The 22,004-nt window shown below is 69.0% G+C and carries 15 protein-coding genes and 4 pseudogenes; 10 read left to right on the forward strand and 9 right to left on the reverse strand.

All coding sequences use genetic code 11. The features are described 5' to 3' along the window. Positions 1 to 134: 134 nt before the first annotated feature. From OHA64_RS07320 to OHA64_RS07335, 4 genes and pseudogenes are all read left to right on the forward strand, one after another. Positions 135 to 368 (forward strand): annotated as a pseudogene (locus OHA64_RS07320) (sodium:proton antiporter); the annotation flags it as partial. 2 nt (positions 369 to 370) lie between these two features. Further along, positions 371 to 571, forward strand: a pseudogene (locus tag OHA64_RS07325) (hypothetical protein); the annotation flags it as partial. 269 nt (positions 572 to 840) lie between these two features. Beyond that, positions 841 to 1,356: a hypothetical protein gene (locus OHA64_RS07330; RefSeq protein ID WP_405609693.1), complete on the forward strand. Its 516-nt coding sequence runs from the start codon at positions 841 to 843 to the stop codon at positions 1,354 to 1,356. Positions 1,357 to 1,433: 77 nt separating this feature from the next. Beyond that, a pseudogene (locus tag OHA64_RS07335) lies at positions 1,434 to 2,866 on the forward strand (flotillin family protein). Here OHA64_RS07335 and OHA64_RS07340 read toward each other — a convergent pair. From OHA64_RS07340 to kdpF, 9 genes are all read right to left on the reverse strand, one after another. Continuing rightward, positions 2,856 to 3,659 carry a DUF4118 domain-containing protein gene (locus OHA64_RS07340; protein WP_405609696.1) on the reverse strand — a complete coding sequence of 268 codons (804 nt, stop codon included), beginning with the start codon at positions 3,657 to 3,659 and terminating at the stop codon, positions 2,856 to 2,858. The pseudogene OHA64_RS07335 and the gene OHA64_RS07340 overlap by 11 nt on opposite strands. 598 nt (positions 3,660 to 4,257) lie before the next feature. After that, positions 4,258 to 5,562 carry an SLC13 family permease gene (locus OHA64_RS07345; protein ID WP_405609699.1) on the reverse strand — a complete coding sequence of 435 codons (1,305 nt, stop codon included), beginning with the start codon at positions 5,560 to 5,562 and terminating at the stop codon, positions 4,258 to 4,260. Next, positions 5,559 to 6,803: a cation:proton antiporter gene (locus tag OHA64_RS07350; protein ID WP_405609702.1), complete on the reverse strand. Its 1,245-nt coding sequence runs from the start codon at positions 6,801 to 6,803 to the stop codon at positions 5,559 to 5,561. The genes OHA64_RS07345 and OHA64_RS07350 overlap by 4 nt, the downstream gene beginning before the upstream one ends. A gap of 169 nt (positions 6,804 to 6,972) precedes the next feature. Then, positions 6,973 to 9,525 carry an ATP-binding protein gene (locus OHA64_RS07355; protein ID WP_405623887.1) on the reverse strand — a complete coding sequence of 851 codons (2,553 nt, stop codon included), beginning with the start codon at positions 9,523 to 9,525 and terminating at the stop codon, positions 6,973 to 6,975. 46 nt (positions 9,526 to 9,571) lie between these two features. Further along, positions 9,572 to 10,255, reverse strand: a complete 684-nt coding sequence (locus OHA64_RS07360; RefSeq protein WP_405609705.1) for a response regulator — start codon at positions 10,253 to 10,255, stop codon at positions 9,572 to 9,574. A gap of 115 nt (positions 10,256 to 10,370) precedes the next feature. After that, complete coding sequence (gene kdpC, locus OHA64_RS07365) at positions 10,371 to 10,982, reverse strand: potassium-transporting ATPase subunit KdpC (RefSeq protein ID WP_405609708.1); 612 nt, start codon at positions 10,980 to 10,982, stop codon at positions 10,371 to 10,373. Positions 10,983 to 10,987: 5 nt separating this feature from the next. Then, a complete protein-coding gene (kdpB, locus tag OHA64_RS07370) occupies positions 10,988 to 13,135 on the reverse strand; it encodes a potassium-transporting ATPase subunit KdpB (RefSeq protein WP_405609711.1) in 2,148 nt (715 codons plus the stop codon). After that, complete coding sequence (gene kdpA / locus OHA64_RS07375; RefSeq protein WP_405609714.1) at positions 13,132 to 14,796, reverse strand: potassium-transporting ATPase subunit KdpA; 1,665 nt, start codon at positions 14,794 to 14,796, stop codon at positions 13,132 to 13,134. The genes kdpB and kdpA overlap by 4 nt, the downstream gene beginning before the upstream one ends. 9 nt (positions 14,797 to 14,805) lie before the next feature. After that, complete coding sequence (gene kdpF / locus OHA64_RS07380) at positions 14,806 to 14,895, reverse strand: K(+)-transporting ATPase subunit F (RefSeq protein ID WP_037659531.1); 90 nt, start codon at positions 14,893 to 14,895, stop codon at positions 14,806 to 14,808. 418 nt (positions 14,896 to 15,313) lie between these two features. Here kdpF and OHA64_RS07385 point away from each other — a divergent pair, with 418 nt between their 5' ends. The 6 genes and pseudogenes from OHA64_RS07385 to OHA64_RS07410 all read left to right on the forward strand — a co-directional run bounded on the left by OHA64_RS07385 (position 15,314) and on the right by OHA64_RS07410 (position 21,815). Next, positions 15,314 to 15,889 carry a hypothetical protein gene (locus tag OHA64_RS07385; RefSeq protein ID WP_405609717.1) on the forward strand — a complete coding sequence of 192 codons (576 nt, stop codon included), beginning with the start codon at positions 15,314 to 15,316 and terminating at the stop codon, positions 15,887 to 15,889. Positions 15,890 to 16,381: 492 nt separating this feature from the next. After that, a complete protein-coding gene (locus tag OHA64_RS07390; RefSeq protein ID WP_405609720.1) occupies positions 16,382 to 17,038 on the forward strand; it encodes a DUF1707 domain-containing protein in 657 nt (218 codons plus the stop codon). A gap of 234 nt (positions 17,039 to 17,272) precedes the next feature. Next, positions 17,273 to 19,309 carry an APC family permease gene (locus tag OHA64_RS07395; protein ID WP_405623888.1) on the forward strand — a complete coding sequence of 679 codons (2,037 nt, stop codon included), beginning with the start codon at positions 17,273 to 17,275 and terminating at the stop codon, positions 19,307 to 19,309. Positions 19,310 to 19,663: 354 nt separating this feature from the next. After that, positions 19,664 to 20,134, forward strand: coding sequence for a hypothetical protein (locus OHA64_RS07400; RefSeq protein WP_405623889.1), 471 nt, complete (start codon positions 19,664 to 19,666; stop codon positions 20,132 to 20,134). A 100-nt stretch (positions 20,135 to 20,234) separates the two neighbouring features. Next, positions 20,235 to 21,616, forward strand: a pseudogene (locus OHA64_RS07405) (cation:proton antiporter). After that, a complete protein-coding gene (locus OHA64_RS07410) occupies positions 21,603 to 21,815 on the forward strand; it encodes a hypothetical protein (RefSeq protein WP_405609723.1) in 213 nt (70 codons plus the stop codon). Before OHA64_RS07405 ends, OHA64_RS07410 begins: the two are co-directional and overlap by 14 nt. Positions 21,816 to 22,004: the final 189 nt, after the last annotated feature.

Below are 22,004 nucleotides of genomic sequence, written 5' to 3' on the forward strand. Positions count from 1 at the left end.
CGTGGGGGTGCCGGGCCGCCAGGGCTTGCCGTGATTGCGGTCCTCAGGGGTCGGCACCCGCGGCACCTTCTTCAGACGGGGCACCTGGGTGCACCTGGTGGTGAGCGAGCTGGTCACCAACGCCCGCAAATACGCGCCCGGCCTCGCTGCTCATCTCGCTGCTCGGCACGAGTGTCATTTCGCGCAAGGAGAAGCTGGCAGCGGCCTGGTTCGGGCCGAAGGGCTTCGCCTCGGTCGTCTACGGCCTGCTGGTGCTGCAGGCCGGGATCCCGCAAGGCGAGGAGGCGTTCACGCTCATCGCCGTGTGCATCGCCTTCTCGATCATCGCTCACAGCTCCACCGACGTTCCGATCGCCCGCCTCTTCGACGGGCCCTGGCCATCGGCGCGGACCTCGGCGGCAACGCCACCGCGATCGGCGCGAGTGCCAACGTGGTCGTCCTGGGCATCGCCGAACGCAACCGGCAGCCCATCTCGTTCTGGCAGTTCACCAAGTACGGCCTGGTCGTCACCGTCGTCACCGTGGCCCTGTCGGCCGGGTACGTGTGGCTGCGCTACTTCGCCCTCGCCTGACCTTGAGGGAGACGCACGGCATGCTCATGTGCGGCAGCTCCACCCGGCTACGTATGGCACCCAGGGCCGTGTGAGACTCCCAGCGGCCCGCCGGCGGCCTGGCCGCGCTCCTCGGCCATCAGCCGCTCCTCGGCGACGCGGTCCACAGACGTGTGGAGCAGGCATAAAAAGCGCGTAAAGACTGCCGGAGTCCGGCAATGACCGCAGTAGTCGCCGCATGGGACCATCCCCGTGGCGCGGCGCGGACGACAGCGGGGAGGTGAGGTTCCGTGGCTCTGTTTATGGGTCTCGGCATCGCGGGTCTCGTCCTGCTGGTGCTCGCGCTCGTCTTCGACGGTCTCCTCGAAGGGCTCGTCGACGGCGTCGGCGCACTGGAGGGGCTCTTCAACGGACTGCTGTCGCTTCCGGTGATCGCCGGATTCGTCTCGATGCTCGGCTTCGGCGGGGCGATCGTGCTCGGCACCACGGGCCTCGGGACCGGTGCCGCGGCGGTGGTGGGGGCGGGCGCGGGCGTCGGGACGGGCTGGCTGACCTGGCGCCTCAGCCGGGCCCTGATGCAGGAGGAGCCGGCCACGAGCCCGCGCGGTACGGACCTGGTGGGCACGTCCGGCTCCGTGGTCACGCCGATCCCGGCCGACGGCTACGGCGAGGTGCTGGTGTACCTGGCGGGCCAGCCGGTGAAGTACGCGGCGAAAAGCGCCGGCCCCGTCGAGCGCGGTACCGAGGTGTGGGTCGAACAAGCCCTCTCGGCGACCTCCGTGGCGGTACGCCCGGTCGACCGCTGAGTCTTCGTCCGTTCGTCGTTGTTGTTTTTCGTTCCGCCCCGCACACAGGGGGCTGGGTTTCAAAGAGGGGCATTGTCATGAGTGTTGTCCTCGTCGCGGTCGTGGGAATCGTCGTACTCCTGGTCCTGCTGGCTCTGGTCGTGGTCACGCGTTACAAGGTGGCCGGCCCCAGCGAGGCGTTCATCGTCACCGGGCGGCGCGGCAAGACGGCCACCGACCCGGAGACCGGCCGGATCTTCACCGACAACAGCGGGCAGAAGGTCGTGGTCGGCGGCGGCGTGTTCGTCGTGCCGTTCGTCCAGCAGAAGTTCACCCTCGACCTCTCCTCACGGCACATCCCCGTCGCGGTGCGCGGCGCCGTCACCCTGCGCGGGGTCAAGGCCCACCTGGAAGGCGTGGCCATCGTCAAGGTCGGCGGCAGCGAGGACTCCATCCGCGCCGCGGCCCAGCGGTTCCTGATGCAGCAGGACGGCATCGTCGGCTTCACCCAGGAAGTGCTCTCCGGCGCGCTGCGCGCCATCGTCGGCCGGATGTCGGTGGAGGACATCATCCGCGACCGCGCGGCATTCGCGGGTCAGGTGGCCGAGGAGGCGGAGGCTAGCCTGTCCGGGCAGGGCCTGGTCCTGGACGCCTTCCAGATCCAGGACATCAGCACCGAAGGCTCCTACTGGAGGACCTCGGCCGCCCGGAGGCCGCCCGCGCCAAGCAGGAGGCCGACATCGCCGAGGCCGTCGCCCGCCGCGCGGCCGAGCAGGCCCGGCTGAAGGCCGAGGAGGAGATCGCCATCGCGCAGCGGACGTTCGCGCTGAAGCAGGCCGAGATCAAGGCCGAGACGGACGAGGCCGCCGCCCGCGCCGCTGCCGCAGGCCCGCTGGCCGAAGCCGCGCGATCGCAGGAGGTCCTCGCAGAGCAGGAGAAGGTCGCCCAGCGGCAGGCCGCTCTGACCGACCGCGAACTGGACACCAAGGTCCGCAAGCCCGCCGACGCGGCCCGCTACCAGGCCGAACAGGAGGCCGAGGCCCGCCGCATCGCCCTGGTCAAGCAGGCCGAGGCGGACGCCCAGCGCTCACGGCTGACCGGTGAGGGCGAGAAGGCGCACCGCGCCGCGCTCGCCGACGCGGTCCGTATCGAGGGCGAGGCCGAGGCCGCCGCGATCGGCGCGAAGGGCGCCGCCGAGGCCGAGGCGATGCAGAAGAAGGCCGACGCGTTCGCCCAGTACGGCGACGCCGCCGTGCTCCAGATGCTCGTCGAGGTCCTGCCCCAGGTCGTCGCCAAGGCGTCCGAGCCGCTCAGCGCCATCGACAAGATGACCGTCATCTCCACCGACGGCGCCAGCCAGCTGTCGCGGACGGTCGCCGACAACGTCGCCCAGGGCGTCGAACTCCTCAGCTCCACGACCGGAGTCGACCTCGCCGAACTTCTGAAGAACATCACCCAGCGAAACAGCGGCCCGCAGCCCGAGGCCGCGGCGTCCGCCGAAGCCAACGGCAAGGTCGAAATCACCGGCTGACGTCGCTACCGGCAGTGGAGTGAGTCCGGTCGGTTGCAAACCGCCCGGGCTCCACGGACAGAGGCCGGGGCGCGCTGGTCGACGGCCGAGCGGCCGCGAACATCTTGCGGCCGCTCGGCCGTCGCGAAGAAGGAGTGTGGGACGTGTTCCTGTGGGCATGGCTGATCGGCTGGTCCGCCTTCGTACTGCCCCTGCCGATCGCCTTACCGCGGGGCTGGGCACCCAAGCGGGTCCGCAGCCGTACGACCCCATAGGGCATCCGTGTCCGGGGCGTCGCCCTGCTGGTGATGTGGGTCGCGAGCAGCGTCCCGTGCTCGAAGCGGCAGCTGCGTAGTCCCAGGATCTCGACGAGCTGCTGCCGCACCTGATCGACCACGGCATACGGGGAGGCCCCTGCCTGGACCAGGCTCGCCGTGTCGTGGATCCGCGCCAGGTGAGCCGCGTCGGTGACGGTGACCAGCTTCAAGGTGCGGGCGCGGGCCGACAGTTGGGAAACGGCCACGCCTACCGCAAGCAGCAGCAGCGTGGTGGTGATGTCGTCGCCGTGGGAAATGGTGAACCGCTGGTAGGGGTGGGTGAGGAAGAAGTCGAACCAGGCCGCCGCCGACAGCGCGGCCAGCACCCCGGCGGCCCGGCTGCCCAGGGCCGCGACCGCCACGACTACCACGACCAGGATCAGGGCCAGGTTCGCGGACGTCATGTGCGTACGGAAGGGCACCAGGACGAGCGCGATGACGAGCGGCGCGAGCAGAGCAGCCGCCAGGGCGATCCGGTCACGCAGGGGCATCCGCATGGTCCACCACCTCACGGGAGCGAGGAGCGGCCCCTTGTCCAAGGGGCCGCCCGTACGGGGGTCGACGCGATACGACGGTCGACAAGGCAAGAATCCCGCTGCCGCTCCCGCCCCGCTACTGGGACGGGCACGCTCTTGATGCAATCCTGACGCCTCTCTCACCACGGTGGACGTGCGGTCGGGACCATCCCGCGCCGGACTCGCACCCACCATCACGTCAGCCGGTCTTCCCGCCCCATCCATCCGGCCGCAGCCCCACACCGTCCCGGCCGCGCCCGAGCCGACCAGAGCGCCCGTCAGCACCGCGCGGAACGTCCCGTCCCCTCCCGCGCTCACCAGGCCCGCAGCACAGCGCCTGCTACGGCGAGCGCCCAGGCAAATGATCATGAGCCAGGCTTCGGCGACATCGCTGCGTCGCCGTGGGGGTCCCCCGCTCGCGCGAAGCCGGGAGTGGGGAGGGTTGCGCCGCCACCGCCACCACCGGACCGCTGTACGAGAGGTACTCGCCACCGCCGACACCCCCTTGTGAGAGGACAGACGGCACCCGTCTCCAGTGTGCTCCCGACGGCCTTGCCCAGATCCCCGCGCGCAGGCCGGCTCAGGCGAGCACGAAGTACCGCAGCCACAAGTACAGCGCACTGATAGCGACCGTGACGAGCGTGACGACGAGTCCGTACCTGGTGAACTGCCAGAAGGAGATGGGCTGCCGGTTGCGCTCGGCGATGCCGAGGACGACCACGTTCGCGCTGGCGCCGATCGCGGTGGCGTTGCCACCCAGGTCGGCGCCGAGGGCCAGGGCCCACCACAGCACGTGGTGGCCGCCGGCCGCGCCGCCCATGTCCTTGACCAGGTCTGCGGTGATGGGCGCCATGGTGGCCACGTAGGGGATGTTGTCCACGATGCCGGACAGCACGGCCGAGCCGCCCAGGAGGGTGAGGGTGGTGCCGAGTTCGTTGCCGCCGGTGGCGTCCGCGAGGGCGCTGGAGAGGTCGCCGATGACGCCGGTCTCGATCAGCGCGCCGACCATGACGAACAGGCCGGCGAAGAAGGCGAGGGTGGGCCACTCAACTTCGCCCAGGACCTGCCGGGTCTCCACCCGGGAGACGGCGACGAGCAGGCCGGCGCCGAGCAGGGCGACCACGCTCGGCTCGTAGTGCAGCACCGGGTGCAGGACGAACCCGGCGACGACGAGGGCCAGGACGGCCAGGCCCTGCCACAGCAGCCGAGGGTCACGGATGGCCTCGCGCTCGGTCAGCGTCATGACCTGCGCGGCGCGCTCCTCGTCGTAGACGAACGCCGTGCGGAACATCACCCGGCACAGCACCAGCAGCACCGCCGTCAGCAGGGCGGCGATCGGGGCAAGGTGGACCAGGAAGTCGTTGAAGGTCAGCCCGGCCCGGCTGGCGATGATGATGTTGGGCGGGTCACCGACCAGGGTCGCGGTGCCGCCGATGTTGGAGGCGAACACCTCGGCGATCAGGAACGGCGCGGAGGCCAGGCCGAGCCGTTCGCACACCAGCAGGGTGACCGGGGCGATCAGCAGCACGGTGGTCACATTGTCGAGCAGCGCGGAGGCGACCGCGGTGATGACGACGAGCATCGCCATCACCCGGAAGGGCTTGCCGCGGGCCCGCTTCACCGACCAGATCGCCAGGTACTCGAACAGGCCGGTCTGCCGCAGCACCCCGACGATCGCCATCATCCCCAGCAGCAGGAAGATGACGTTCCAGTCGATGCCGGTGTGCTCGGAGTAGAACGCCGCCTTGTCGTCGGTGGCGCTGATCACGAGCATGAACCCGGCGCCGCCGAGGGCCGCGGCCGTGCGGTGGACGCGCTCGCTGATGATCAGTACGTACGCGCCGACGAACACGGCCACGGCCGCCCAGCTGTGCCAATCACTCATACGACGGTCTTTCTCTCCTGCCCGACGTCGATGCTCTCCTGGCCGTCCTCGTCCTCGGGGATGCCGACCAGGTCCTCGACGTCGAACATGCGGGCGATGGGCACGTCGGTGCTGGAATGCGCGACGATCGAGAACGCGATGCACACCGCGATCAGCGTGTACGCCTTCTCCGCCTGCGGGATGCCGGACTGCAGCACCAACAGCCCATACACCACCGACGCGAAGCCCTTCGGTCCGAACCACGCCGCGGTCAGCTTCTCGCGCCGCTCAAACCGCGTACCGACCAGCGAGATCAGCAGCGAGGCCGGGCGGATAAGGAAGATCGCCAGGACCACCGCCACGTACCCCTGCCACGTAAGGTCCGCGAACAGACGTGGCGTCAGCATCGCGCCGAACACCAGCAGTGCGGCGAATTTCGCCAGCTCCGCCAGCGCCTCGCCCAGCGGTTCGAACGCCTCCTTCGCCTCCGGTGCGGCGGCGGTGAGCACGGCGCCGGCGGAGAACGCGGCCAAGTAAGGGTTGGCTTGGGTGAGGTGGCACAGGCCGTACAGGATGATCCCGGTCGCCAGCGGCAGGAGCTGCTGCAGCTTGGGCTCGGCGCCCAGCAGCCGGAACCGTACGAGGCCGTTGACGGTCAGCGGCAGCAGGATGCCGAAGGCGAGGCCGAGGGCCAGCTCCAGCGCGATCGTCCCGAGCGACGCCTCGCTCGTGTGACCGGCGACCGGGCCTGCGGCCGCGATCAGCAGCACCACCACCGGCAGCGCGAGGCCGTCGTTGATGCCGCTCTCGACATTCAGCAGTTCCCGCAGCTTGGCCGGGACCTCCTTGCGGCCCACGATCGCTGACGCGAACACCGGGTCGGTGGGTGCCAGTACCGCGCCGACCAGGAACGACGTCGTCCAGTCCAGGCCGACCAGGTAGTGGGCGACCAATGCCATGAACACGAACGCCAGCGGCATGCCCAGGCCCAACGCCCTTGCGGGGTTACGCCAGTTGGCGCGCAGCTTGGCGAAGGAGACGTGCTGGCCGTCGGTGAACAGCACCGCGAACAGCGCCAGGTCGGCCGTGACCGACACGATCTCGCTGTCCGGGGTGATGTGGATCAGCCCGAGGAAGCCGTCGCTGACCAATGCGCCGCCGGCGAGGAAGAGGAGAGAGGTGGACAGCACGGTGCGGGCGGCGAGCCCGGACAGCAGCACCGCGATCAGCAGAGCCACCCCGAAGACAGCAACGAGTACCACCGGAAACGCCCCCGATCGGAAGAGAGATCACACCTCTGCTTGCCGACCAGGCTTCCCGGCACACCGTTGGGAACCTTACCTGCTCTTGATACGTCTTTGACAGATCGCTGATGCGCACCACCCGGGCGTACAGGTTGCCGGGTTCCGGCAAGGAACACCGTCTACGGAGTTACGACGTGGCCGTCGCCGACAGGTCGGTGGGGGTGGGCGCGTGCCTGGGGGCGGCCGGGAGGGTGAGGACCATGGTGAGGCCGCCGCCGGGGGTGTCCTCGGCGGTGAGGGTGCCGCCCATGGCCTCGGCGAAGCCGCGGGCGACCGCGAGGCCGAGGCCGACGCCGTTGCCGCGGGGGGCGTCGCCGTGGCGCTGGAAGGGCGCGAAGATGCGGTCCTTGGCCTCGTCCGGTACGCCTGGGCCCCGGTCGACGACGCGTACTTCCACGCGGTCGGCGAGCGCGCTGGCCGATACGATGACCGGCTCGCCGTCCGGGCTGTACTTGACCGCGTTCTCCACGACGTTGGCGACGGAGCGCTCCAGCAGCCCCTTGTCGACGGCGACCATCGGCAGCGTTTCGGGGATGTCCAGGGCCACGGCCGACTCGGGGTCGGGGATGCCGACGAGTGCCAGGGGGACGACCTCGTCCAGGTCCACCTCGCGGATCAGCGGCTCGACGGTTCCGGTCTGCAGGCGGGACATGTCCAGCAGGTTCCCGACCAGGTGGTCGAGGCGGTCGGCGCCCTCCTCGATCGCGGCGAGGAGTTCGGCCTGGTCCTCCTCGGACCACTCCACGTCGTCGGAGCGGAGGGAGGTGACGGAGGCTTTGATCCCGGCGAGCGGGGTGCGCAGGTCGTGGCTGACGGCGGCGAGCAGGGCGGTGCGGATGCGGTTGCCCTCGGCCAGTTCCTTGGCCTGGTCCGCTTCGGACTGCAGGCGCTGGCGGTCCAGGACGACGGCGGCCTGGGCGGCGAAGGCGGCCAGTACGCGGCGGTCCTCGGCGGGCAGGACGCGGCCGGACAGGGCGAGCGACATGTGGTCGCCGACCGGCATGTCCACGTCGGCGTCCTCCGGCCGCTTCACCGGCTGCCCGGGGCCGACCCGGGCCGCGCAGGTCCACGGCTCGACGTCGCTCGTGCGCTCCAGCAGGGCCGCCGATTCCATGATGAAGGTCTCGCGGACCCGCTCCAGCAGCTCCTCCAGGCCGGTCTCACCGCGCAGCACGTTGCCCGCGAGGAAGGAAAGGATCTCCGACTCGGCGCGCAGCCGGGCCGCCTGGTGGGTGCGGCGGGCGGCCAGGTCCACGACGGAGGCCACGGAGACCGCCACCGCCACGAAGATCACCAGAGCCAGGATGTTCTTGGGGTCGGCGATCGTGATGCGGTGCACCGGCGGCGTGAAGTACCAGTTCAGCAGCATCGTGCCGACCGCCGCGGAGGCGAGCGCCGGGAAGAGGCCGCCGAGCAGGGCGGATGCCACCGTCAGCGTCAGGAACAGCAGCATGTCGTTCGTGAGACCGAGGTTCGCGTCGACGTGGGTGAGCAGCAGCGTGAGCAGTGCGGGGCCGCCGATTCCGGTGAGCCAGCCCCACAGGACACGGGAGCGGCCAAGGTGTGCGCGCCGGGCCACCGGCAGGCCGCGTCCCTTGCCCGCCTCGTCGTGCGTGATCAGGTGGACGTCCAGGTCCGGCCCCGAATCGCGAGCCACCGTGGCACCGACGCCGGGGCCGAAGACGTACTGCCAGCTCTTGCGGCGGGACACACCGAGGACGATCTGGGTGGCGTTGACGCCCCGTGCGAAGTCGAGTAGCGCGACGGGGATGTCGTCGCCGACGACCTGATGGAAGGTGCCGCCCAGGTCCTCCACCAGGGTGCGCTGCACGGCCAGTTCCTTGGGTGAGGCGGAGGTCAGGCCGTCGCTACGGGAGATGTAGACGGCCAGGACCTCGCCGCCGGCGCCCTTCTCCGCCAGCCGTACCGCGCGGCGGATCAACGTGCGGCCCTCCGGGCCGCCGGTCAGACCGACCACGATCCGCTCGCGCGAGCCCCAGATCTTCGAGACTCGGTGCTGGCTGCGGTACTCGTTCAGGTACTCGTCGACGCGGTCGGCCACCCACAGCAGCGCCAGCTCGCGCAGCGCGGTCAGGTTGCCGGGGCGGAAGTAGTTGGACAGGGCCGCATCCACCTTGTCCGGCTTGTAGATGTTTCCGTGCGCCATGCGGCGGCGCAGCGCGGGCGGTGACATGTCGACCAGTTCGATCTGGTCCGCGCGGCGCACCACCTCGTCCGGGACGGTCTCCTTCTGCCGCACGCCGGTTATCGACTCGACGACGTCACCGAGGGACTCCAGGTGCTGGATGTTGACCGTCGAGACGACGTCGATCCCGGCCGCGAGCAGCTCTTCGACGTCCTGCCACCGCTTGGCGTTCCGCGAGCCGGGGATGTTGGTGTGGGGCAGCTCATCGACGAGGGCCACCGCGGGGTGCCGGGCGAGCACGGCGTCCACGTCCATCTCGGTGAAGACGCTGCCGCGGTATGCGAGCTCCTTGCGCGGCACCTCTTCCAGGCCGTGCAGCATCACCTCGGTGCGGGGCCGGTTGTGGTGCTCGACGAAGGCCACGACGCAGTCGGTGCCCCGCTCGATACGGCGGTGCGCCTCGGACAGCATCGCGTACGTCTTGCCGACGCCCGGTGCCGCGCCGAGATAAATCCGTAGCTTGCCGCGTGCCATCGTCTTGCCTCTGCGGTCGTGTGCGGTCAGGAGCATGGAGAGCGCGTCATGACTCGAAGCGGTAGCCCATTCCCGGCTCGGTGATCAGATAGCGCGGGTGAGCGGGGTCAGCTTCGAGCTTGCGCCTCAGCTGCGCCATGTAGACCCGAAGATAGTTGGTCTTGCTTCCGTAGGAGGGGCCCCAGACTTCCTGGAGCAGCTGCTTCTGTGTGACGAGGCGCCCGGGGCTGCAGACCAGGATTTCCAGCAGATGCCACTCCGTGGGGGTGAGGCGTACGTCGTGTCCGTCGCGGGTCGCCTTCTTGGCCAGCAGGTCGACCGTGAAGCCGTCCGTGGCGACCATGGTCGTCTCGGGGGCCAGCGGCAGGGCCTCGGTGCGACGCACGGCGGCGCGCAGCCGGGCCAGGAGTTCGTCCATGCTGAACGGCTTGGTGATGTAGTCGTCGGCGCCCGCGTCGAGGGCTGCGACTTTCTCCTCGGACGCGCGACGTGCGGACAGGACCAGGACGGGCACCCGAGTCCAGCCGCGCAGCGCTTTGATCACCTCGACGCCGTCCATGTCGGGCAGACCGAGGTCGAGCACCACCACGTCGGGCTGGCGCGCGGCGGCCAGCCGGAGCGCGGTGGCACCGTCCGGCGCCGCGTCCACTCCGTAATGCCGGGCCTGCATGTTGATCACAAGGGCTCGTACGAGCTGTGGATCGTCCTCCACCACCAGCACCCGGGTCATCGGCGTGCGGCCTTCCTGTCATCGGTGGGGTCAGGGCTTTCGAGACGGCGGCGGGAGCCGGCGGGGCGGGGATTCCCAGCCCGCCGACTCCCAGTCGTCTCTGCCGCTAAGGCCATCAGTTCCTGGCCAGTTCCTTGAGCGCGATGTTGAGTTCGAGGACGTTGACCGTCGGCTCGCCGAGGAACCCGGCCGTACGGCCGTCGGTGTGGTCCTTCACCAGCTTTCGGACCTGCGCGACCGTCAGACCGTTATGCTCGGCCACCCGCTTGACCTGGATGTCCGCGTACTCCTTGGAGATGTCCGGGTCGATTGCCGAGGCGGAGCCGGTGACCGCGTCCTTGGGGACCTCGGACTGCGGTACGTCGTTGAACTCGGCGACCTGTTTCCTGGCCGCCTTGACGTTCTTGACGAGGGTCGGGTCACTGGCGCCGAGCTGGCTGGAGCCGGTGGACAGCGGGTCGTAGCCGCTGTTGGAGGGGCGGCCCTGGAACCACTTCGGGTCCGGCTTGTCGGTTCCCTTGATGTTCCAGCTCTGGCCGATCAGCTTGGAGCCGACTTCCTTGCCGTCGACCTTGACGATCGAACCGTTGGCCTTGTCGTGGAAGGCCAGCTGTCCGATGCCGGTGACCACCAGCGGATAGATGACACCGGTTACGACCGTGAGGACGAGCAGCATGCGCAGCGCCGCCCACACCATGCGCCCGGTGTTGACTACGGAGTTGTTCATGCTGATCAGCCGATTCCGGGGATGAGGGAGATGAGCAGGTCGATGATCTTGATGCCGATGAAGGGGGCGATCAGTCCGCCGATGCCGTAGATTCCGAGGTTGCGGCGGAGCATCTTGTCGGCGCTCATCGGCCGGTACTGCACACCCCGCAGGGCGAGCGGGACCAGCGCGATGATGATCAGCGCGTTGAAGATGACAGCGGACAGGATCGCGGAGTCCGGCGAGGACAGGTCCATGATGTTCAGCCTGTCCAGGCCCGGGTAGACCACCGCGAACAGCGCAGGGATGATCGCGAAGTACTTCGCGACGTCGTTGGCGATGGAGAACGTCGTCAACGCGCCCCGGGTGATGAGGAGTTGCTTGCCGATCTCGACGATCTCGATCAGCTTGGTCGGGTTGGAATCGAGGTCGACCATGTTGCCGGCCTCCTTGGCGGCCGACGTGCCCGTGTTCATCGCCACGCCCACGTCCGCCTGCGCGAGGGCCGGCGCGTCGTTGGTGCCGTCGCCGGTCATCGCGACGAGCTTGCCGCCCGCCTGCTCGCGCTTGATCAGCGCCATCTTGTCCTCGGGAGTGGCCTCCGCGAGGAAGTCGTCGACGCCCGCCTCGTCCGCGATCGCCTTGGCCGTCAGCGGGTTGTCGCCCGTGATCATGACCGTCTTGATGCCCATGCGGCGCAGCTCGTCGAACCGCTCCCGCATGCCCTCCTTGACGACGTCCTTGAGGTGGATCACCCCGAGGATGCGCGCACCGGCCGTGTCCTCGACGGCGACGAGCAGCGGTGTGCCGCCGGCTTCGGAAATCCGGTTGGAGAGGGTGTCGGCGTCGCCGGACACCTCACCGTCCTGTTCCCGCACCCAGGCGATGACCGAACCGGCCGCGCCCTTGCGCACCTTGCGAGCGGCGCCGTTCTCGGTGAGGTCCACGCCCGACATCCGGGTCTGGGCGGTGAAGGCGATCCACTCGGCGTGCGCCAGCTCGCCCTGGTGGCGCTCGCGCAACCCGTACATCTCCTTCGCCAGGACGACGATGGAGCGACCCTCGGGCGTCTCGTCGGCCAGCGAGGAGAGCTGGGCGGCGTCGGCGAGTTCGGCCTCGGTGGTGCCGCTCACCGGCACGAACTCGGCGGCCTGGCGGTTGCCGAGCGTGATGGTGCCCGTCTTGTCGAGCAGCAGGGTGGATACGTCGCCCGCCGCCTCGACCGCCCGGCCGGACATGGCGAGTACGTTGCGCTGCACGAGCCGGTCCATGCCGGCGATGCCGATCGCGGAGAGCAGCGCGCCGATCGTGGTCGGGATGAGACAGACGAGCAGGGCCACCAGCACGACCATCGTGAGGTGCGTGCCCGCGTAGTCCGCGAACGGCGGCAGGGTCGCCACCGCGAGCAGAAAGACGATCGTGAGCGACGCCAGCAGGATGTTCAGCGCGATCTCGTTCGGCGTCTTCTGCCGGGCCGCGCCCTCGACCAGGGAGATCATGCGGTCGATGAAGGTCTCGCCGGGCTTCGTCGTGATCTTGATGACGATGCGGTCGGAGAGGACCTTCGTGCCGCCGGTGACGGCACTGCGGTCGCCGCCGGACTCGCGGATGACCGGGGCCGACTCACCGGTGATCGCGGATTCGTCGACGGATGCGACGCCCTCGACGACGTCACCGTCGCCGGGGATGATGTCGCCCGCCTCGCAGACGACCAGGTCGCCGATGGTCAGCTCGGTGCCGGGCACCTGCTCCTCGCTCTTGCCGTCTTTGGACAGCCTCCGCGCCACCGTGTCGGTCTTGGCCTTGCGCAGGGTGTCCGCCTGCGCCTTGCCGCGGCCTTCGGCCACCGCCTCCGCCAGGTTGGCGAAGACCACCGTCAGCCACAGCCAGGCGCTAATCGCCCAGCCGAACCAGTCGCCCGGGTCCTTGAAGGAGAAGACCGTCGTCAGCACCGAACCGACCAACACCACGAACATCACGGGCGACTTGACCATCACCCGCGGGTCGAGCTTGCGGACGGCGTCCGGCAGCGACTTCAGCAGCTGCTTCGGGTCGAAGAGACCCGCGCCGACACGTCCCTCTTCCTTGTGGCCGGTGGGCACGTCGCTGTGCGGCGCCCGGGTCGGGGTAACCGTGGACATCGAGTCCTCTTGCTTCTTGATGTTGGCGGTCATGACGCCAGCCCCTCGGCGAGCGGGCCCAGCGCGAGGGCGGGGAAGAACGTCAGACCGGTGATGATCATGATCGCTCCCACAAGAAGGCCGGTGAACAGGGGCTTCTCGGTGCGTAGCGTGCCCGCGGTCTCCGGGACGGGCTTCTGCTCGGCGAGCGAGCCGGCCAGCGCCAGCACGAACACCATGGGCAGGAACCGGCCCAGGACCATGCACAGGCCCAGCGTCGTATTGAAGAAGTCGGTGTTCGCGCCGAAGCCCGCGAAAGCCGAGCCGTTGTTGTTCGAGGCCGAGGTGAAGGCGTACAGCACCTCGGAGAAGCCGTGTGCCCCGATGTTGGTCATGGCGTCCTTGCCGTCCGGCAGGGCCATGGCCACCCCGGCGCCGATCAGTACCAGCGCCGGCGTGACGAGGATGTAGCAGGCCGCCAGCTTGATCTCGCGGGTGCCGATCTTCTTGCCCAGGTACTCGGGCGTACGGCCCACCATCAGGCCGGCGAGGAACACCGCGATGATCGCCATGATCAGCATGCCGTAGAGGCCGGATCCGGTACCGCCGGGCGCGATCTCGCCGAGCATCATGCCCAGCAGCAGCACGCCGCCGGACAGGCCGCTGAAGGAGTCGTGGAAGGAGTTGACCGAACCGGTCGAGGTCATCGTGGTGGAGACCGCGAACACCGAGGACGGGCCCTCACCGAAGCGCTGTTCCTTGCCCTCCATCGCGCCGCCCGCGAGCTGCGAGGCGGTGCCCGGGTGGGCGTACTCCAGCCAGGTCACCGCGACGACGCCGGCGAACCAGATGATGCCCATCGCGGCCACGATCGCGTAGCCCTGCTTGACGTTGCCGACCATCTTGCCGAAAGTGCGCGGCAGCGAGAAAGGGATCACCAGCAGCAGGAAGATCTCCAGCAGGTTGGTGAAGCCGTTGGGGTTCTCGAAGGGGTGGGCGGAGTTGGCGTTGAAGAAGCCGCCACCGTTGGTGCCCAGGTCCTTGATGGCCTCCTGGGAGGCGACAGCCCCGGGGCTGATGGCCTGCTTGTCACCGGTGAGCGTGGTGATGGTGTGGATGTCTCCGAAGTTCTGGATGGCACCGGCCGCGATCAGTACGACCGCTGCGACCACCGAGATCGGGATCAGGATGCGGACGATGCAGCGCACCAGGTCCGCCCAGAAATTGCCGAGGTCCCCGGTGCGGGAGCGGGCGAAGCCGCGCACCAGCGCGATGGCCACCGCGATGCCGACGGCGGCGGAGACGAAGTTCTGCACGGCCAGACCGGCGGTCTGGGTGACATGGCTCATCGCCGCCTCACCCGAGTACGACTGCCAGTTGGTGTTCGACACGAACGACGCGGCCGTGTTGAACGCCTGGTCCGGGCTGATCGGCTTGAAGCCGAGCGACAGCGGCAGCTTGTCCTGTACGCGCTGCAGCACGTACAGGAACAGCACGCTCACCGCGGAGAAGACGAGCATGCCGCGCAGGTACGCCGGCCAGCGCATCTCCGCGTCCGGGTCGGCACCCACGGAGCGGTAGATCCACCGCTCGACGCGCAGGTGCCTCCTGGACTGGAAGACGGCGGCCATGTAGTCGCCGAAGGGACGGTGCACCAGAGCGAGCGCGCCGACCAGCGCGATCACCATGAGCACATCAGCAAGAACGGAGCTCATGTCGGGGACTCAGAACCTCTCCGGGAAGATCAGGGCGAGGACGAGATAGCCCAGCAGAGCGACGGCCACGATCAGGCCGACGATGTTCTCGGCGGTCACAGCTTCGTCACCCCCTTGGCGACGAGGGCAACCAGCGCGAACAACGCGACAGTGGTGACGACGAAGGCCATGTCGGCCATCGCAAGCTCCTGGATAAGGTGCGGAAATCCGTAAGAGGATCGGACCGCTACAGGAAACCTGCCTCCCGGGCCGAATTCGAGGGTGCTTAACGGCTCCCTTACGCCGGCCCGTGCACCCTTGACGCCTCCCATACGCCCAGCCCCGCCAAACCCGGTCGCATCATCACATGCGACGTCCGGGCGATGCCGACGACGGGGCAACGCTCTGGCCGGCACACAGCCTCGGCCGGGCCCACGCGCCCGAGCGACGGGGCATGCCGTTAAGGACGAATCGCCGGGGCGTTAGCAACGCGTCAAGAAACAAGGAAGGGCGCGGCTACGGGCCTACCGTCGGTGCTATGGGTCGCCGTATCGATGGGCACGGGATCGACGGGATCGGTGGAGATTCCGGCGAGCGTGCCCTTCCGTCCGAGGGGCTGGTCCACGACCGTCACTGGGCCGCGGAGCTGCGCAGCGCGATCGCGTGCACCGGATCGTTCCTGGGTCTCCTGCTGCTGGTGGACGCGGCGGCCGGAACGTTCTCCCCGGCGCGTGTCGCCTTGTGGAGCGGGCTCGCGCTGTTGCTGTTCCTCGTCCTGGTGCCACCGCGGGTAACCGCCGCCGAGGGATGGCTGGGCGTACGCGGCCCCTGGCGCACGCGGCTGGTGCGGACGGATCGTCTGGTGTCCGTACGGACGACGGGCAGCGCAGGCCAGCGCCTGGTCCTGCGGGACGCGCTGGGCGGCCGGATCGAGTTCGATCCGCGCGTCCTGACCGCCAACCCTCTCCTGTGGCATCGCCTCGACACCGACATGCGCATCTCGGCGAGCCGGGGGTCCCTGCGCCAGGGGTGGGCCGCGCTGGACGGGTTGTCGGAACGCGTGGACCGCGAAACGGCGTTGGCGATCTTCAAGGTATCTGGCCTGGAGAAGTAGCCGGGCGGTTCGTCAGCCCGCCCCCTGGCTATGACGTCGTCAATCGGGCCCCATCGTGACGGCCGAACTGGACCCGATGCGTGAAGATCAATGACGGTATGAAGCAGCCCCACCGCAAGCCACAGCACGAGTCCGGTGGGGCCAGCTGAAGCCGTCCCTCCACAGGCGGGGTCACCTCGAGCCGTCACGATGGAGCCACTCAATGGCTCTGTCAGCGATCACGCGGAGAGCCGTCACGGTCGGTGAGAGGGGTGTTCAATTCCCGCGTCTGCGCCGGGGCGCGCCGTAGCGGATATCGCCAGATGTGACGCTCCCTCATGTACGTCGAGACCGGGCTCGGCATGATGGATGCTGCGTGCCGTGAATCGACGCTGGCCATCGCCTCTCCGTGATGGGGCCCAGCCGGGATCCATGTCGCGATATAGCGTTAGCCTTCTTGTCGCGCCGCTGCCTGCGTCGCGCGGAGACGTTCGACAGGACCAGGACGGAAGTATGTCGGGAGAGATTTCACCCACCGGGAAGGACTCCAGCCTCGAATCGTCGCCCGAGCTGAGGGCCTCTCATGCGGACCGGGACCGGGTGGTGGACGTGCTGCGTATCGCGGCGGGGGACGGCCTGCTGACCGCGGACGAGTTGGACGAGCGCCTGGAAGCTGCCCTGTCGGCGCGTACCGTCAGCGAGCTGACCGCGCTGACCGCTGACCTGCCGGCCGTGTCCACTTCGACCGGCACGGCCGTAGCGGAGGTCAAGGACGTACTCCGGATCGAGGGGATTCACAGTGGTGCGGTCAAACGCGTGGGGCGCTGGGTTGTGCCGCGGAGGCTGGAGCTGTCCACTGCGTGGTGTGAGGTGACGCTCGACTTCACTCAGGCAGTGATCACGCAGGACACCTTGCGGATCGACATGAACACGGCAGGCAAGAAGCTGACGCTGATCACCAAGCCGGGCATCGTGGTCGATGCCGGTGCCCTGAGCCTCGTACACAGTAAGATCAAGATTCGCCAGGCTCCAGACCACGAGACGCCGATCACGCTGCGCGTGGAGCTGGTCGGCACGACGACCCACGGCCGCGTCGTGGTACGGCCCGCACGGCGGACTTTCGGACAGTGGCTGCTGCGCAAGCCCATGTCCCTGCCTGCAGGCGATTGACTCCATCGCTGTGGACTGCCGGCAACCAGTTCAGGCCGTCACGATGGGGCCGATTGACGACGTCATAGCCACCCCGCGGACGCTCTCTCCGCTGACTGACCCCTTCCTCACCTGCTTCTTTTGCTCCATTTGTACGTATCTCGCGAAATCCTAACGGCCCTTTAACGCCCAAATGGCGGGTCAGCCCTCGCTCCATGACCCCCCTCGCGGCTTACGCTCGCGCACGTGTTCAACATGACCGGTCTGCTCAAGCGCCTGGTGATCGGGCGGGCCATGCGCAGCGAAGAGCTGCAGGAGACGCTGCTGCCCAAGCGGCTCGCCCTGCCGATCTTCGCCTCCGACCCGCTGTCGTCCGTGGCGTACGCGACCCAGGAGATCCTCCTGGTCCTCTCGCTCGGCGGGATGGCCTATCTGCACTTCACCCCGTGGATCGCGGCAACGGTCGTGCTGCTGCTGGCCGTGGTGGTGCTCTCCTACCGGCAGGTGGTCAGCGCGTACCCGAGCGGCGGCGGCTCGTACGAGGTCGCCTCGACGAACCTGGGGCCGTCGGCCGGGCTCGTGGTCGCCGCCTCGCTGCTCGTCGACTACGTCATGACGGTGGCCGTCTCGGTCGCCTCCGGCGTCGACAACATCATCTCGGCCGTGCCCGAACTCGCCGACCAACGCGTGCTGATGGCGGTGGGCTTCGTCGTCGTGCTGACCGCGATGAACCTGCGGGGCGTACGCGAGTCGGGGCGCGCCTTCGCCACGCCCACGTATCTCTTCGTCGGCGGCGTACTGATCATGATCGCGACGGGCCTCTTCCGGTATGTGGTCGGGGACGCGCCGGTCGCCGAGTCCGCAAAGTACGGCATCGCGGCCGAGCCCGGGGACGCGCACCTCGCCGGTCTCGCCCTGGTGATGCTGGTGCTGCGCGCCTTCTCCCAGGGCTGTACCGCGCTCACCGGCGTGGAGTCGATCTCCAACGGCGTACCGGCCTTCCGCAAGCCCAAGCCGAAGAACGCGGCGACCACGATGGCCGTCATGGGCGCCATCTCCATCACCATGTTCATCGGCGTCACCGCACTGGCGCTCATCTCCAAGGTGCGCATCACCGAGGACTCCTGCCGCCTGACCGGCCTGGACGGAAGCTGCGAGAGCTACACCCAGCGCACCGTCATCGCCCAGATCGCCGCGTCCGTCTTCGGCGGCGAGCACAGCATCGGCTTCTACTTCATCCAGGCCGCCACAGCCCTCATCCTGATCCTGGCCGCCAACACCGCCTTCAACGGCTTCCCGCTGCTCACCTCGATCCTCGCCCAACACCGCTACCTTCCCCGCCAGCTGCACAACCGCGGCGACCGGCTCGCCTTCTCCAACGGCATCCTCGCCCTCGCGATCGTCGCCGGACTGCTGCTGTGGGGCTTCCAGGCCAACGTCACCCAGCTCATCCACCTCTACATCCTGGGCGTCTTCACCTCCTTCACGCTCTCCCAGACGGGCATGGTCCGGCACTGGAACCGTGAACTGCGCACCGAACACGACCCGGTGCTGCGCCGCCGCCACAAGACGGCCCGCGCCATCAACGGCACCGGCGCCGTCTTCACCGGCCTGGTCCTGCTGGTCGTACTGGCCACCAAGTTCACGCAGGGCGCGTGGCTCGCGGTGCTGGCCGCGAGCGTGCTCTATGTGATGATGCGCGGCATCCGCCGCCACTACGACGCCACCGCCACGGAGCTCGCCGTCACCGACCCGCGCGACGAACTCGTCCCGCCCAGCAGGGTGTTCGCGATCGTCCTGGTCTCCACCATCCACAAGCCGACCCTGCGCGCCCTCTCCTACGCCCGTGCCTTCCGCCCCGACCATCTGGAGGCCCTCACGGTCTCGGTCGACCGCGACGAGGCCACAGCCCTGCGCGGACGCTGGCAGGAGTACGGCATCGAAGTGCCGCTGAAGATCATCGACTCCCCGTACCGGGAGGTGACCCGCCCGGTCGTCGACTACGTGCGCTCCATCCGCCGCGAGAGCCCCCGCGACGTCGTCGCCGTCTTCATCCCCGAATACGTCGTCGGCCACTGGTGGGAGAACCTCCTCCACAACCAGTCCGCCCTCTGGCTCAAGAGCCGCCTGCTGTTCACCCCAGGCGTCATGGTCACCAGCGTCCCCTGGCAGCTGACCAGCTCGGCCCACGCCGACCGCCCGGCCGGCCGCGCCCCCGGTTCCGTCCGCCGAGGAGAACCCCCGAACTCGGACCAGCGCCCGGACCGTCCCGTGGGATCCCGGCGTCCGTAACCGGCCCCGACCGCGGCCGAGGCCGAGATTCAGGTCGGCGGCGGGTGCGGGGCGCGTCACGGTCGGCGACGGAGTCCCAGGCGCCGGCGGCCGTGAGGTCGGCCAGCAGGAGCAGCAGGGCGAGGGCGGCAGTGTGCAGGACCTTGGCCGCGCACAGGAGGCGAAACCGCGCGGGCAGGGTGGCCCAGTAGCGGAGGCACAGAGCGGCCCGCGCGGCCACGACCTGCCGGCGGGGGCGGGGCCCCAGACTGTCCGGCTGCGCCCCGCCTCTCGGCCCGGGCCGGGACGGGACGGGTCCCGTTCGGACAGGCCGGCTGGTTTCTGGGGCTCGGCATCGCCGGAGTCGTGCTCCTCATGCTGTCCCTCGTCTTCGACGGCGTCCTCGAAGGGCTCTTCGACGGCGTCGGCGTGCTGGACGGTCTCTTCGACGGGCTGCTCTCGCTTCCTGTCGTTGCCGGATTCGTGTCCATGCTCGGCTTTTCCGCTGCGATCGCGATGGGCACCACGGAGGTCGGCGCGGTCAGTGCGACCGCGATCGGCACGCCGGCTGGGCTGGTCACGGGCTGGCTCGCGTACCGCCTCAGCCGGATGCTCCTGCGCGACCGGTCCGGCGCTGCACCACGTGATGAAGATCTGATCGGCGCCTCGGGATCCGTGGTCACGGCGATTCCGGCCGACGGCTACGGCGAGGTGCTGGTCCATCGTGCCGGGCGGCCGGTGAAACTCGCCGCGAAGAGTACGGCCCCGCTGGTCCGAGGGGCCGAGGTCTGGGTGGAGGGGACGCTGTCGCAGACAGCGGTGTCCGTACGCCCTGTGGAGCGCTGACCGAACCGCACCACCGCCGTTCTCGTCGCACCGCCCGCTCTTTCCGCACACGTACCCGTATCGATCTGCCGTCCCCTGGAAGGGCTGAGGGGAAAACACCATGAGTTCAGTCGTTGTCGCCATCGTAGGAGTCGTCGTACTCCTCGTCCTCCTCGCGCTGGTCGTCGTCACCCGCTACAAGGTGGCCGGTCCCAGTGAGGCGTTCATCGTCACCGGGCGGCGCGGCAAGAGGTCCACCGATCCGGAGACCGGCCGGGTCTTCACCGACAACAGTGGGCAGAAGGTCGTGGTCGGCGGCGGCGTGTTCGTCGTGCCGTTCGTGCAGCAGAAGTTCACCCTCGACCTCTCCTCACGGCACATCCCCGTCGCGGTGCGTGGCGCGGTCACCCTGCGCGGGGTCAAGGCCCACCTGGAAGGTGTTGCCATCGTCAAGGTCGGTGGCAGCGAGAACTCTATCCGCGCCGCGGCCCAGCGGTTCCTGATGCAGCAGGACGGCATCGTCGGCTTCACCCAGGAAGTGCTCTCCGGCGCGCTGCGCGCCATCGTCGGCATGGCGCTGATCACGCACTACCTGGTGGGCCTGGACTGGACGACGTCGTTCCTGGTCGGCGCCGTGCTGGCGCCCACCGACCCGGTGTTCGCCTCGGCGATCGTCGGGCGCAAGGAGATCCCTGCGAAGCTGCGGCAGCTGCTGAACGTGGAGAGCGGATCAACGACGGGCTCGCTCTGCCGGTCGTGCTCATCCTGATCGCCGCGGCCGGACCGACCTCCGGGCACGCCGAGGCGTCGCTGGGGAAGATCGCGCTCGAGTTGGTCCTCGGGCTGGCGTTCGGTGTCGTCCTGCCGTTCGTGGTGATCGAGCTCGTGCGGTTCCGGCTGCTGGGCGCCGAGCCCAAGCTGCAGCCGCTGCTGCCGCTGGCGATCGGCGTGATCCTTTACGCGACGTGCCACCTGACGCACGCCAACCCCTACCTGGCCGCGTTCTCGGCGGGCGCGGTCCTCACCGCGCGCTCACCGGAGGCGAAGGAAGCGTTCGAGCCGCTCGGCGAGGCGCTGGCGGAGCTGGCGAAGTTCGCGGCGCTGCTGGTGTTCGGCTCGCTGCTGACGCCTCAGCTGTTCGGGGACCTGTCCTTCGGCGGCTACGTCGCCGTGGTCCTGGCCATCGTTCTCATCCGCCCGGTTTCTCTGCTGCTCTCGCTGCTCGGCACTCGATTCGACCGGCGGGAGAAGCTGGTCGCGGCCTGGTTCGGGCCGAAGGGCTTCGCGTCGGTCGTGTACGGGCTGCTGGTGCTGCAGGCCGGGATCCCGCAAGGCGAGGAGGCGTTCACGCTCATCGCCGTGTGCATCGCCTTCTCGATCATCGCTCACAGCTCCACCGACGTTCCGATCGCCCGCCTCTTCGACGTCGAGGACCTCGCCGGCGTACCCGGCGGCGACGAGTCCTCCCGTACCACCAAGGAGGCCGGCCATGTCGGCGTATGAACTCGTCGTGCCCGACCCTTACGTGTCCACCGACTACGCCACCGACGCGACCCTGCTGCCGGCCGAGCACAAACCACCCGCACTGCTGATCGTCAACCGGGACGACCAGCCGTACGCCGTCGTGCCCACGGTCGCGATGGGGGTCCCCCCTGTTCTGGGGGCACCTCCCAGGCCCTTAAGGCACTGGTGGAGAAGTTGAGAGCTTCGGAGAGGCTGCCGCGTCGCAGGTTCCGCCGGCCGACGGTCGGACCGGACGTCGGCATCATGCATATCGCGGCTCTCATGGCCCGCACGCACACCCCACTGGTAACCGTCGTCGAAAATGACAGCGACCGAACCTGGCCGGCAGGCGCCGAGACGGCCGCCCGCCTGCCGGAACGACTCATCG

The sequence above is a fragment of the Streptomyces sp. NBC_00076 genome (genome assembly GCF_045041235.1).
Classification (GTDB): domain Bacteria; phylum Actinomycetota; class Actinomycetes; order Streptomycetales; family Streptomycetaceae; genus Streptomyces.